This is a genomic window from Pedobacter sp., from assembly GCF_965279535.1.
GTDB lineage: Bacteria > Bacteroidota > Bacteroidia > Sphingobacteriales > Sphingobacteriaceae > Pedobacter.
This window is the reverse complement of sequence record NZ_OZ257244.1, coordinates 2,116,736-2,131,625: the sequence shown is the minus strand read 5'-3', so window position 1 is coordinate 2,131,625 and position 14,890 is coordinate 2,116,736. Positions and strand designations below refer to the sequence as shown.

The following is a 14,890-nucleotide window of genomic DNA, read 5'->3' as shown; positions in this document are numbered from 1 at the left end:
AAACAAAACCGCATTTAAAGCGTTACTAAATCGTTTTGCGGAAATCCATTACCTATACAATTAATTCTTACGCCTCATTAATTTTCTGGAATTTGGTACTGCATTGCATTAACTGAATTATAAACTTAAAACTAATGAGTGCCAATGAAAAACATTCTACCCAGGATCGCGGTTTTCCTATGCCTGATCCTAATTTCTAGCCCCCAGGTGTTTGCAGGAATGAAAGGAGAAACGAGCAAATTTAGCTCCTTTTATTTTCAGCAAGATACCAGTAAACGACAGGATACTGCTAAGAAAGTTCCTGCAGATACCGTTAAAAAACCGGTTAATCCTTTGGGGTCTTCCATCCCAGCTCCGGCCCCGGCTTCTCCAACAACAACAGCGCCAAAAACTGCTACAGCCAAACCTACCGATACAGCTGGGCAGAAAACCATCACCGGAATAGTTTTAGATGAAAAGAAACTCGGCTTACCGGGTGTGGGCATAAAAGTTCAAGGTAAACAGGGAGGGTCTGTAACTCAGGGAGATGGGAAATTTTCAATAAAAGTTGGCGCGGCTACCGACGTGCTGGTTTTTAGCTACATTGGCTATCAGTCCAAATCAGTTCCGGCAGGATCTGGAAATACTCCCCTGGTGGTTAACCTTGTCCCTTCAGAAGCAGAAAAACTGGATGAAGTAGTTGTTGTGGGCTATGGTACTTTAAAAACCAAGGAAGTTACTTCTTCTGTTGCACACGTAGATACAGCCCAGTTCAGGCAAGGTGGCGCGCGCAGTGCACTTGATTTGGTTCAAGGAAAGGTTGCAGGCTTAAACATCACCAGATCGGGAAGTTCTAACCCAAATTCCAGTCCGAGTGTACAATTAAGGGGAGTAGTCTCCCTTGCAGGAAGTGCCAGTCCGCTATTTGTAATTGACGGTATTCCAGGTGGAAATCCGGATCTGCTACAGCAGGATGATATTCTGTCTGTCGACGTGCTTAAAGATGGGTCAGGAGCCGCCATTTACGGAACAAGTGCAAACGCAGGGGTAATCCTGATTACCACTAAAAAAGGTAAAGCCGGTCCTCCTACATTTAATTACTCCTCTTACCTGCGAAAAGAGTTTGTCCAAAACCGGTTAGACTTTTTAACCGCTGATGAGTTCAGGCAAAAACTCACATCGGGAGAAATCTCAGGAAGAGATTATGGCGGCAATGAAGATTTATATGACCGCTTAATCAATCATGATAATGTTTCCCATAATCACAACTTATCGCTGTCGGGCGGTACAGACAAAACGAGCTATCGTGCAAGTTTAAACTACCGTGATTTACAGGGTATTGCCTTGCAAAACGACAGGGAAGAGTATACTGCAAGGTTAAATATTAATCAGAAAGGTTTAGATGATAAGCTGAATATCCAGCTTAACCTGGCTACCAACTTCAATAAAGCCAATTTGCTGGCCGGTGGATCACCTATTTCCTTTTTCGATAATGAACTTACCGGCAGTGGCTGGGAAGAGTATGCTACAGAGAACCCTACCAAACCCATTTATAATCCTGATGGTTCTTATTATTTTGATACCCAGAGTACCAATCAATTTGCGCGGTTATATCAAACTACCAGTTACCGTAAACAACAAACCAGTTCAGCAGATATCAAAGCCGATTTAGATATCGTAGAAGGATTAAAAGCCTCTGTTTTCGGATCAATCCAAAGAGATAGTTACATAGACGGTGGTTATGCTCAGCTGGGAAGCGAAAACTCCGTAGAAAACAGCGATTATCCGAGTGGCGGCTACGCCTTCAAAAACAATTACTTATCTCAGGGTTTTGCCTTTGAACCTACACTAAATTATAATAAAACAATCGATAAGCATTCCTTTACCGTATTGGCAGGTTATAGCTATCGCTATAATATTGAGGAGGGTGCAAAATCAAATACCAGGGGTTTCCTAAACGATCAGTTCAATGAAGATAATATGAATGCCGGTCAGGCCCTGGCAGATGGTAAGGCCGGATTGGGAAGTTTTAAGAATGATAATACGCTGATTGCGTTTTTTGGCCGTATCAATTATGCTTTTAACAATAAATACCTTGCTCAGTTTATCCTGAGGAGAGAGGGTTCATCCCGCTTTGGCGATAACAACAAATGGGGAAGTTTTCCGGCACTTTCATTGGGTTGGAATGTGACAGAAGAAAAATTCATGGAAAATGTTAAATGGGTGAACAATTTAAAACTAAGAGTAGGTTATGGGGTAACAGGTAATTCTGGTTTTACCAATAATGCTTCCAGGGTGTTGTTAACTACAGGAGGTAAATATCTTTATCCTGATGCTGCGTACAGAGAAACTTATGGTCCAGGAAGAAACCCCAATCCTTTTCTTAAATGGGAGAGTAAAAGCGAAACCAATATTGGTGCTGATTTTGCCTTGTTTAACAGTAAGTTAAGCGGATCCATTGATGTATTTGACCGTACAACTAAAGATCTTCTGGACTTATATACTACACCTCAGCCGCCTTATATTCAGAATACCATTTATGCCAATGTAGGTAATATCTCTTCAAAAGGTATTGAGCTTGCTTTAACTTATCAGGCCATTAAAACCAAGGATTTAACCTTTAGCATGGACTTTACCGGCAGTACCATTAAAAATAAACTGAATTCTTATTCGGATGGCACTTTTAAAGTTCAATACAGAACCTTTGGTGCTATAGGTGGTGCAGGCGATTTAGGTGATGCCATTACCACTTACGAAGGAGAAGATGTAGGGGTTTTCTGGGGCAAGCGTTTTGCCGGATTTGATGCTGATGGAAAGTGGTTATTCTTTAATAAAAATGGTCAGGCAGTTCACAACGATCAGATCAACTATTCAAAAGATCGCAGCATGACGGATCTTGCACCAATTGGAAATGCGATTCCTAAATATTATGCCTCATACACTGCCAACTTATCTTATAAAAACTTTGATTTAAGGGTTTTCTTACGTGGTAAGTTCGATTACGATATCTTGAATACAACGGCTTTAACTTATGGAAATCCATACGTTTCGGGCAAGAACTATCTGCGGGAAGCATTTGGCAAGTACAGCCAGATTAATGATACCTACATGTACTCTGATTATTATTTAGAGAGTGGAACCAATGTTAAGCTGGATGAGGTAACACTGGGCTATAATTTCAAACTCAAATCAAAATTCATCCGTAACCTGCGGGTTTATGCTACCGGGCAAAATCTGGCAACCATTACAGGCTATTCGGGTAACGATCCTGATTTTATTCAGGATACAGGTTTAGGTCCGGGAGTAGACAACAGAGGCGCTTACCCAAGTACAAAATCCTTCCTTTTCGGGGTTAATGTAGGCTTTTAATCAATACAACAATGAAGAACAAATCAATAATATATACTGCATTTTTAATTTTTATGGCTTTAGCCAGTGCTTGTACCAAGCTTGATGAAAATGCATATGATCAGATACCATCTGAAAATTTTTATTCCAATAAAAATGAAGTTTTATCGGCCGTTTTACGCCCTTACACCCATGCAAATGCCTGGGTTACGCCCTCTCAGCAAGATGGTTGGTGGCGCCCTGCTGAGCTGTCTGCCGATCAGTTGGCCTGGCCAACAAAAGGACCTCATGGCGAAGATAGTGGTAAATGGAAAAGGCTGCACTACCATACCTGGACGGTAGATGAAGCGGGGTTGAATAATGCCTGGTCGCTCATGTACGCTGGTGTAGGGTATTGTAATGATCCAATAGCACAGATCAATTCAAGAGATATCTCTGCTATGGGCATCACCCAGCAAGAGAAAGATTCTTATCTATCGGAATTGAAATTGTTAAGGGCATTCCATTACTTAAAATTAATGGATCTCTTTGGTGGGGTCCCTATTCAAACTGAACCTGCAGATCCGCTGAATCCGGTCTATCCATCAACATCCAGTCGGAAAGAAGTTTTTGATTTCGTGGAGAAGGAGATCAAGGATAACATCAATAATGTTCCAAAACTTTCAAGGGCGCAGTTGGGCCGAATGTCACAAGCGAGTGGATATGCCATGTTGGTTGAGCTTTACCTGAATGCAGAAGTGTGGTCTGGTACAGCCAGGTGGGACGATTGTATTGCTGCAGCCGATAAGATAATTAATAATGAAGGGGGTGGACAGAACGGAAACATGGCCCTCGATCCAAACATTTCCGATCAATTTAAGAACACCAACGATTTGTCGAAGGAAGTCATATTTTCTATTGCTTATGATTTTACCCGTGCGAAATTTGAACCTTCCTGGACAGGGGAGTTTTATCATTTTGCACAACGCGATATTTATGGTGGTGGTAGAAATGGTAACGATGGTATTGTATTGGTGCCAGGCGTTTACAGTACTTACGAGGTAGAAGATCAGCGTAAGCTTAATTGGCTGCTTATTGGTAAACAATTAAAATTTGCCGATGGGGTAACACCAGTGCAGGGTACAGTTGAGTATGCAGGTAAACCATTGGAATTTGTAGATAATATTCAAAGAAACTCCAAGGGCTCTACGGTATCCAATATGAGTGAAGGGGAGGAAAACAGTGGTGTACGTTTTAATAAGTATAAGCTGGGTAATTCAATCCCAGGGCTAGTTAATGGTGTAAAGGTAGAGCCTGACCCCAACTACAACAATACCGATTGGAATGTGTACCGATTAACCTGGATTTATTTTGCCAAAGCGGAAGCTTTAATGCGAAAAAATAATGGTACGGCAACACCAGAAGCCGTAGATTTAATTAATGCCTGTAAAAAAAGGGCTTATTCCGATACTGCCTGGGCCTCTAAGGCTTATACCACAACTACGCTTACTATGGACGAACTCTTAGCGGAAAGGGGCAGAGAATTTATTTTTGAAGGTTTCAGAAGAGATGATTTGATTCGTTTCGGAAAATTTACGAGCGGAACCTGGTGGGATCATACGGCTTCAAGCGCTATTCGAAATTTATTTCCAATACCACAACGTCAGCGTGATTTGAACCCAAAACTGGCTCAAAATCCTGGCTATTAAAATTTAAATATAAGGTGCTCCATTGGAGCACCTTTTTTTATTTTAGCTGATGTAAGCACAGAAAATTCAGTAATAAAAACGATATAATTACCCCGATTTACAGTTTTCTTAAGTGTTGGGTTAGAAAAACTATATTTTTTATTAGATTTGGTTAATTTAAATACAATATTTATAGATGAAATCGCTTTCTATTAAAGATATCGCCACCCAAGCTAACGTATCCATTACCACAGTCTCATTTATCATTAATGGCAAGGCCAAAGAAAAATCTATCAGTGAGGCGGTAATAGAGAAAGTGGAAAAGATTATTGAGGAAAGTGGGTATAAACCGAATCAGATTGCAAGAAGCCTTAGAACAGGTAACTCCAACATTATAGGTTTGATTATTGAAGATATTTCGAACTCTTTTTTTTCAAGAATTGCAAGGTTAATTGAAGATAAGGCCTACAAAAAAGGATATAAAATTATCTATTCAAGTACCGAAAATAATGTCGATAAAGCCAAAGAGCTTATCAATATGTTTAAATCCCGTAAAGTTGATGCATACATTATTGCACCAACAAAAGGAATTGAAGAAGACATTAATCTGCTGCTGGCAGAAAATACACCGGTAATTCTGTTCGACCGGAACTTGCCTGACGTAAAAACAGGTTATGTTGGAGCAGATCATTTTAATGCTTCTTATCAATCTATTGAAAATTTTATCCAGCAGGGTAAGAAAAAAATTGCATTGGTAACTACTGATATTAACGTGCAGCAAATTACCGAACGTTTGGAAGGTTATAAAAAAGCACTGGAAGACCATAACCTGGCTTATGATGAAAATTTAGTCGTTAAAATTCACTTCAACCAGGATGAAGCAGAAACGATGGAGCAAATTAAAAGCTTGTTTCTGAACCAAAAAATAGATGCTGTGCTTTTTGCAACCAATTATTTAGCCATAAGTGGATTAAAAGTGCTTAAAGAAATCGACAAGAAAATAGGCGATGACTTTGCCGTAATTGCTTATGATGACCATGAAGCTTTTGAATTGCATACTCCCCGGATTTCGGCCGTACAGCAACCGCTGGAAGAAATTGCAGAAAATGTGATCAAACTTGTTCTGAGTCAGTTATCTAAGAAAACAAAAGCAGAGAACAAGCAGATTATTGTCCCTGCTAAGCTCATCATTAGAAATTAGTTTTTTGTTTGTAACTTAAAAGTTACTATTCTATTTCTCCATATGGTATAAAATTATCTAATATTGGATTGGTAAATCGTTTTACGTTAGATGCCTTTGCAAGAGATTAGATAGCAACGAATTCAGAAGCATTTTTTGGATCAGCTTTTAGGATGAGATTGGTAAAACGTTTTAAGAAAAACTAAGCCAAATGAACCAATTATGAGAAACTTTCATCCCCAAGCTACGGACAGTTATATCCCAGCCCAGCATGCTTTTCCAACAACAAATGCTTTCCTATCCTCCTTCAGTTCTAGTTAAAGATGATTTGAAAATTAATTCTTATGGTTTAGACCAATAGAATTATGGGCAGTTTGCCACAAATAATAAAAAACGAGCATTTTAATACACCGAAAGGTTCACTGATGAATAGGTTACATCAGTGAGCAAGATATTTCAACACACAAATGAAACTTAAACGCATCATCTCCCTGGCATTCTGCCTGGCTTCTTCAAGCTCCTGGGCACAGCAGAAAGATTGGGTAAACTATGTAAATACGCTTCAGGGAACAAATTCTAAACATGAGCTTACCCGCGGAAATACTTACCCTACAACTGCTTTACCCTTTGGAATGCACACCTGGACACCTCAAACCGGTAGAAATGGAGATGGATGGAAATACCAGTATTTTAAAGATAAAATAAGAGGATTTCAACAAGCACACCAGTGCAGCTCCTGGACCAGAGATTACGCGGTGTTTTCACTGATGCCAATGATCGATGAGCTGGTAGTTGATGAGCATAAACGTGAAGCTCAATTTAGCCACGAGAATGAAATTGCCAAACCCAATTACTACAAAGTCAAATTTAATAACCAGGTTACTACCGAAATTTCGCCTTCAGAGCGTGGCGCACATTTACGTTTTTCTTATCCAAAGCAAAAAAGAAGTTTTTTAGTTTTAGATGGCTATACTCGTATGAGTGGGGTACACATTTATCCGAAAGAGAATAAAATAACCGGTTATGTAAATAATGGGGAAGGATTTAAAAAAGGCTGGAAGAGTTATTTTGTATTAAAATTTGATAAGCCGATCAGGTCTTTTGGTACCTGGGAGAACAGAAAAAATACGGTTAATGCAGATTCTGTAATTGCCGAAGGTTTAGGTAAAGGAGCGTTTATTGAATTCAATCCGGGAGAGGTAGTACAGGTTAAAACTGCATCTTCTTATATTAGTTTAGAACAGGCTGAACTGAACCTTAAAACTGAGCTTGGTGCTGATCAAACGCTTGAACAAACCAAAGCTAAAGCAGCTGCGGTATGGAATAAATCTTTAGGAAAAATAGAAGTAGAGGGAGGGTCTAAAGCAGATATGGAGACTTTTTACTCTTGCTTTTTCAGGGCAAGCCTTTTCTCAAGGAAATTTTATGAATTGGATGCAAAGGGAAATCCCTATTATTTTAGTCCATACGATGGAAAGGTACACCAGGGCTATATGTTTACCGACACTGGTTTTTGGGATACCTTCAGAGCTCAGTTTCCTTTAAATACACTTGTTCAGCCAGAAATGCAGGGCCGTTATGTGCAGGCCTTGCTTGATGCTTACGATCAATGTGGCTGGCTGCCTTCCTGGTCTTTTCCAAGCGAAGCCGGAAGTATGATTGGCAATCATGCCATTTCTTTACTTACCGATGCCTGGGCAAAAGGAATTAAAACATTTGACGCGAAAAAAGCCCTGGATGCTTATTACCATGAAGCCATGAATAAAGGGCCATGGGGCCCCGCAAATGGTCGGGATGGTGTTAAAGATTACAACAGCCTGGGCTATGTTTCTTATCCAAAATACAGGGAAGCTACGGCTAAAACCCTTGAATATGCCTATGATGATTATTGCGGTTATGCTTTGGCAAAAATGACTGGTGATCAGCATTATATGGATGTTTTTGCCAAACCCATGTACAATTATAAAAATGTTTACGATCCAGGTACACGCTTCATGCGCGGAAAGGATGGTTCTGGGGCTTGGGCACCAAATTTTGATCCAACGGAGTGGGGCGGACCATTTACTGAAGGTAATGCCTGGCACTGGCAATGGTCGGTATTTCAGGATACCAAAGGATTGATTAACCTCATGGGGGGGAATAAAAATTTTGTAGCGAAACTGGACTCCGTTTTTTCAGAACCCAATAAAGTGAATGTAGGTAGTTATGGAGGGATGATTCATGAAATGACTGAAATGGTAATGGCCAACATGGGGCAATATGCACATGGAAACCAGCCTATTCAACACATGGTTTATCTCTACAATTATGCCAACCAACCCTGGAAATCGCAATTTCATGCCCGCGAAGTAATGAGGAAGTTATATGATGCAACTGAGAACGGTTATCCGGGAGATGAAGACCAGGGACAAACTTCGTCATGGTATGTATTGAGCGCACTGGGCTTTTACAGTGTTACACCCGGAACCGGGGAATATGTGCTGGGTAGTCCGGCATTTAAGAAAATCACCATCAACCTGGAAAATGGAAAAAAATTCGTCATTAATGCGCCTGCCAACAACAACAGCAATGTTTACATCAAATCTGCCAAACTGAATGGGAAGGTGTTTACCAAAAACTACCTTAAACACAGTGATTTGATAAATGGAGGAGAGTTGAAGTTGGAGATGGACAGTAAGCCAGCTTTAAACAGGGGGCTGAAGGAAGAAGATAAACCTTTTTCTTTAAGTAAGTAAATAATAGGGGTTTATACCCAAAAAATAGATCATAAGAAAATAGATAAAGAATGGAAAAGCCTGTTGCATTAGGTGTTGATATAGGTGGTTCGCACATTACGGCCGCTTTGGTAGATTTAAGTACAAGAACTTTAGTTAGGGATTCCATTAAGCGTAGCCCTGTGAATTCACAGGAGAGTAAAGAAGTTATTTTAGCCGCATGGTGCGATATTATTGCTGATGCCTTTGGAAATATTAAAAGTGGCTCCCGTTATGTGGGCATTGCGATGCCTGGACCATTTGATTATGAGCAGGGGATTTCACTCATTAAAGACCAGGATAAATTTAAATCACTTTATCAATTTAACGTTAAAGTGGAGTTGGCTAAGCGGTTGGAAATTCCGGCCGAAAATATTCAGTTTATAAACGATGCCGCCGGCTTTTTACAAGGAGAAGTATTTGCTGGTGCCGCTAAAGGAAATGCCCATGTACTGGGTTTAACCCTGGGTACTGGTTTAGGCTCCTCTATTTGCATTAACCATAAAGCTGAGGATGCAGATTTGTGGAATTCACCTTTTCTTGATGGAATTGCAGAGGATTATTTATCTACCAGATGGTTTGTAAAACGATATAAACAGTTAAGTGGAACAGTATTGGACGGCGTAAAGGAACTGGTAGCCTTAATTGAAACCGATCATTTAGCTACCCGTGTTTTTATGGAGTTTGGAAATAATCTTGCACAATTCCTCATTCCGATTATCAGAGAAAATAAAATCGATACTGTAATTATCGGAGGAAATATTGCCCAGTCGTTTGATGCGTTTGCACCTGAGCTGGTGGCTACATTACGGGGAAATGATATTGACACACAGATCAAGATATCAGAGCTAAAGGAACATGCAGCACTCATTGGTGCAGCCAGCTGTAACGATACATTCATCCAGCAAGCCGAACATTAATATAAAAAATTAGCACATAAGTATTATTTTAAGAAAAGAGCTCTTTTAGGTAATTTAAGTGGTAAAAAAGATAAGATCTTTTAGCTATTTTTTTATAATCTTTCTAAATAGTAGTGTAAAATCCGATGAGATAGCTGAATATTTCATCGGATTTTAATTTTTTAGGTGGTTTTTTCTGGTGTTTTTCCCTGAATTTATGGCTGTTACGGCCTGTAATAGCGATGTTACTTTTTTAATTCTATTTTAATCTCTATAATTGGAGACTAAAACGATTTAGTCAGCCAAATCTTTTATTGCTTAAATTCTGCTTCTCTAACGGGTAGCAGTTTTTTTTTGGCCTGAACTAAGCGTTTTATTAACCTATAATTCATTATTAACTAACAACTATTTAAAAACTATGAAAAAACTAGTACTTAGTTTGTTCATGTTCTTGTATTGGGGGCTTAGCGTTTCTAATGCACAGAGTAAGAACATAACGGGAAAAGTGATTGCCGACAATGACGGGCTACCAATCCCCGGGGTAAGTGTGTTGATTAAAGGCACTAAAAAAGCAACAGTAACCGGGGCTGATGGAAAATTCACAATTAGCGCCGCTCCAAATGATGTTCTTCAATTATCTTATATTGGTTTCATTACTCAGGATGTTCCAGTTGGTAACCAGGCTCTGATCAATATTAAGTTGATAACAGATGCGCAAACCCTGAGTGAAGTAACCGTAACAACTGCTTTGGGAATCAAACGTAAGCCAAAGGAAATTGGTTATGCCACACAACAGGTAACCGGAAAAGCTTTAACTTCCAGCAGACCAACCAACTTAGCTACCGGTTTATCGGGTAAAGTTGCAGGTTTACAGATCTCTCAGGCCAACAACCAGATTGATGCCGGAGATCAGGTAAGGGTGGTGCTTCGTGGTAACCGCTCATTTACCGGAAACAACCAGGCGCTTTTGGTACTCGATGGAGTTATTGTTCCGCTTAATCAGTTAAATTCGATCAATCCGAATGATATAGAAAGCGTGAATATTTTGAAGGGTGCAAACGCGGCTGCACTTTATGGTTCTGATGCTTCTAACGGGGTAATGATAGTAAGTACAAAAAGAGGTTCTGCCGATGGTGGTTCTGTTACTTACACCAACTCTACTTTAATGAACCGTTTATCATACTTTCCTAAAATGCAAACCGAATTTGGTGGTGGAACTACACAGGATGACTTTGGATTTGGGCAGTATACGCCATTCGAAAATCAAACTTTTGGCGATCGTTTTGATGGTAGCTTACGCCCGGTAGGCCGCATTCTTCAGGACGGTACTTACCAAATGGTTCCTTACACTTATAAAGATGGAGAAAAGGAAAGTTTTTTTGAAACCGGTATTGATGAGCAGAATGATATTTCTTATTCTGGCGGAAATGAAAACGGTACAACTTATATTAATGCACAAAGGGTAAACAGCAAAGGTTATGTGCCGGGCGATAAATCTAACAGAACTGCTATCCGCATTAACGGTACAAGAAAGATTGGCAAGTTCCTGGCTGATTATTCATTCAACTACACGCAAAGAAACTATGATAAGAGTACCAATCAGGTATATAACAATGTAATCAATACCCCGGGTAATATTCCGCTAACAGAATATAGCGACCTGGATTCTAAATATGGCAATCCAAATGATTTCTATAACGATTACTATATCAGCCCTTATTTTGGATTAAAACAATACAGAAACAAAGAGCGCAGGGATGATTTGTTGGGTAACCTTTCTTTAACCTATAAACCATTTGATTGGTTAAGTTTAATGGCACGGGGTGGTTTAAGCACGAAAAATTCGCAAGGTAAAGATTCCAATTATGCTTACACCTATTCTGATTTTGCCCACGATTCTGGTAAAGGCGTTGCAGCAACTCAATACAACAGATCTTCTGTTCGCGATTACAATGAATTCGAAAGTAGATACACCGGAGATTTTTTAGCTACAGCTACCAAAACCTTCAATCAATTTAAGTTTACTTTAATTGGAGGGGCACAGGTAATACAGAAAAACTATAAATACATGTCTGCGCAAGGCAATAACCTGGTTGTAGATAATCTCTTCAATTTAAGTAACCGTACCGGAGAGATTGTTGGATCTGAACTGGAGCGAAACTCTCGCCAGTTGGCGGTATTTGGTGATTTAACGGCCACTTACAATGATTTTCTTACCGTTCACATTTCGGGAAGAAATGAATGGGATTCCAGATTGGGAAAAGATAACCGTGTTTTCTTTTATCCTGCAGTAGATGTAGCTGCAACACTTACAGATGTCATCCCAGCATTAAAAGAAAGCAAAGTAATCAGCAATTTAAAACTGCGTGGAGGTATTTCAAAGGTGTCAGCAGTTCAGGTAGACCCTTATAAACTGATTTCCATTATTAATCCTGCCGGAGGTTTTCCTTATGGAAATACTGCTGGTTATACGCTTGATAATCAGGTTTATGATCCGAATTTAAGGCCTGAAACTACCATCTCGAAAGAGCTTGGCTTTGATATCGGATTTTTAAATAACAGAATTACCCTCGAAACCTCTGTGTATTTACAGAATACCAAAGACCAACAAATTTTAAACGGTATTGATTTATCTGCAACTACAGGATTCACCAGTGCGGTAATTAACACGGGTGAGTCTGAAAATAAAGGTTTTGAGTTTAGCTTAAATGCAGCACCTGTTATCGGCCTGTCTAATGGGTTTAGGTGGAATGTAGGTGTTAACTATTCTTATAATACCAATAAAGTACTGGGATTGTATGGTAATTTATCTCAAATCGGACTTGGTGATAATAACTATGTTGTATTGGGACAAAGTTTTCCAACTTTGCAGGTAAGTACTTATCAAACCGATCCTGAAGGACGTGTGGTGGTGGATGCGAATACGGGTTTGCCAATTTCAAATCCAATTAATAAGGATTTCGGACAAACCAATCCAAGTCATATTTTAGGTGTAAACACCAGTTTTACCTTTAAAAACTTCACCTTATCTGGTGTAGCCGAATATCGCAGTGGGAATGTTTTCTATAGTGGTATGGCCAGTACCTTAGATTTTTCAGGTATCAGTTATACTTCTGCACAGGCAGGACGTGAACGTTTTATCTATCCAAACTCTGTTATTCAAACTTCACCAGGTGTATATGTTCCTAACACGAATGTAACTACAATACAAGGGAACGGCTCTTTCTGGTCGGATGGAATCAGAACAAATACAGCATCCAACTACGTTTCAAGTGCGGCATTCTGGAAAATCAGAGAACTATCCCTGGCTTACCAGGTTCCTTCTCAGTGGTTAGGTGCACATGCCAAATTTATTAAGAATGCGAGCATTGCATTAGTAGGTAGAAACCTGTTCATGTTCAGGCCTAGCGATAACATTTACACCGATCCTGAGATCAACGTGGGTACCGGTAACGCACAGGGAGTGAACAACCTGAACCAAACGCCTCCAACCCGTATTTACGGATTTACAGCAACCATTGGCTTTTAATCATTAAAGGAAAGACATGAAAAAGAAACTGATATATATGCTTGCAGCATTGGTGTTAACACTGGGTGCTTGTAAGAAAGGATATTTGGATATCAATGATAATCCGAACAATGCAACAGCGGTTAAACCCGCCTTAATTTTAACCGGGGCATTAAACAATACAGCTGCGGCCACTACAGGTAGCTCAATCTTCTATAGTTTTGCTGCCCTATGGATGAACTATTGGATGACGCCGGGAGGTGTTTCCGGATGGTATGAAGAAAGGTCGTATAACTTTACCACTAACTGGAGCGGATCAACAACGCTTTGGGCAAACGTTTATGATAATTTAACGGATTATGCTTATTTGGAAAAACAGAGTAAAGCTTCTGGTCAAACCTTTTTTGTGGGGGTAGCCAAAACCATGAAGGCCTGGGACTATCAATATCTGGTAGATTTTTATGGTAACGTTCCCTACACTCAGGCCAATCAATCTGTAAACTTCCTGAATCCTAAATATGACAAGGCGCAGGATATTTATGAAGATTTAGTAAAACAACTAGATACGGCTACTAACTTGTTTAAAACAGCAACAGTGGCTCCTGCAGATGCTATTGCTGATATTTATGCGAAAGGTGATCTTCAAAAATGGGGTAAGTTTGCCAATACACTGAAATTGAGAATTTTACTTCGTCAGTCTGAAATGCCGGGGAGAGAAGCTTACATCAAAGCGGAAATCGCAAAAATTACTGCAAACGGATTCGGCTACATCGAAACTGATGAAGGTATTTTTAACAATCCTGGATACCTAAATACCACTGGAAAACAGAATCCTTTCTGGGCAGTATATGGCTATGGAGTAGATGGAACCCGTACTGCAAGCCATGGCTACATGTTGGCCAGTACCTACGGTATGGATTTTTTAAGAAATAACAATGATCCGAGGTTAGATAAATTTTACAATACGATTAATGATGGCGCAGGGAGTACTTATGTGAGTTTAGTATGGGGGCAGGAAGTAAATTTCGATCAAACCATTGCAACGGTTTCGAGTATCGGAAAAGGCGTGTTGAAATCTTTTGATCAGGATCAGCCTATTATGACTGATTTCGAGAGTTTGTTCATTCAGGCAGAGGCTGCACAAAGAGGGTGGATTGCAGGTGATGCAAGGGCTTATTATGAAGCCGCAGTTAAAGCCAATTTCATTTATTTAGGATTAACTGAAGCTGAAGCGGATACCTATCTTACCGATCAAACGGTAGCCAATTGGGATGCCAATGCCAATAAAATAGCATTAATTATTAAGCAAAAATGGGCAGCAATGAATGGTACAAATGACATTGAGCCCTGGACAGACTACAGACGTTTGGAACTCCCTGCAGATATGCCAATTTCTATCGCTTCTACAGTAACCACCAGAAAAATTCCGGTAAGGATGCTTTATCCACAACGCGAGTATAATACCAATGCCTCAAATGTGATTGCACAAGGTACTATTAACCAATTTACGACCAGGATTTTCTGGGATGTACAATAGTTAAACTGAAATTCGAAAA

General features: G+C 39.7%; 7 protein-coding genes. All 7 read left to right on the top strand.

The window, feature by feature from the left end; genetic code table 11:
- Nucleotides 1-144 precede the first annotated feature (144 nt).
- The 7 genes from ACQY77_RS08390 to ACQY77_RS08360 all read left to right on the top strand — a co-directional run bounded on the left by ACQY77_RS08390 (nucleotide 145) and on the right by ACQY77_RS08360 (nucleotide 14,871).
- Nucleotides 145-3,348 carry a SusC/RagA family TonB-linked outer membrane protein gene (locus ACQY77_RS08390; protein ID WP_421938423.1) on the top strand — a complete coding sequence of 1,068 codons (3,204 nt, stop codon included), beginning with the start codon at nucleotides 145-147 and terminating at the stop codon, nucleotides 3,346-3,348.
- 11 nt (nucleotides 3,349-3,359) lie between these two features.
- The gene (locus ACQY77_RS08385) at nucleotides 3,360-5,015 is read left to right on the top strand and encodes a RagB/SusD family nutrient uptake outer membrane protein (protein WP_421938424.1); all 1,656 of its coding nucleotides are present in this window, start codon (nucleotides 3,360-3,362) and stop codon (nucleotides 5,013-5,015) included.
- A gap of 175 nt (nucleotides 5,016-5,190) precedes the next feature.
- The gene (locus ACQY77_RS08380) at nucleotides 5,191-6,195 is read left to right on the top strand and encodes a LacI family DNA-binding transcriptional regulator (RefSeq protein ID WP_421938425.1); all 1,005 of its coding nucleotides are present in this window, start codon (nucleotides 5,191-5,193) and stop codon (nucleotides 6,193-6,195) included.
- Between the two features lie 446 nt (nucleotides 6,196-6,641).
- Nucleotides 6,642-8,909, top strand: a complete 2,268-nt coding sequence (locus ACQY77_RS08375) for a GH92 family glycosyl hydrolase (protein WP_421938426.1) — start codon at nucleotides 6,642-6,644, stop codon at nucleotides 8,907-8,909.
- A 50-nt stretch (nucleotides 8,910-8,959) separates the two neighbouring features.
- Complete coding sequence (locus ACQY77_RS08370) at nucleotides 8,960-9,847, top strand: ROK family protein (protein ID WP_421938427.1); 888 nt, start codon at nucleotides 8,960-8,962, stop codon at nucleotides 9,845-9,847.
- A gap of 397 nt (nucleotides 9,848-10,244) precedes the next feature.
- Complete coding sequence (locus tag ACQY77_RS08365; protein WP_421938428.1) at nucleotides 10,245-13,355, top strand: SusC/RagA family TonB-linked outer membrane protein; 3,111 nt, start codon at nucleotides 10,245-10,247, stop codon at nucleotides 13,353-13,355.
- A 16-nt stretch (nucleotides 13,356-13,371) separates the two neighbouring features.
- Complete coding sequence (locus tag ACQY77_RS08360) at nucleotides 13,372-14,871, top strand: SusD/RagB family nutrient-binding outer membrane lipoprotein (RefSeq protein ID WP_421938429.1); 1,500 nt, start codon at nucleotides 13,372-13,374, stop codon at nucleotides 14,869-14,871.
- Nucleotides 14,872-14,890 lie beyond the last annotated feature (19 nt).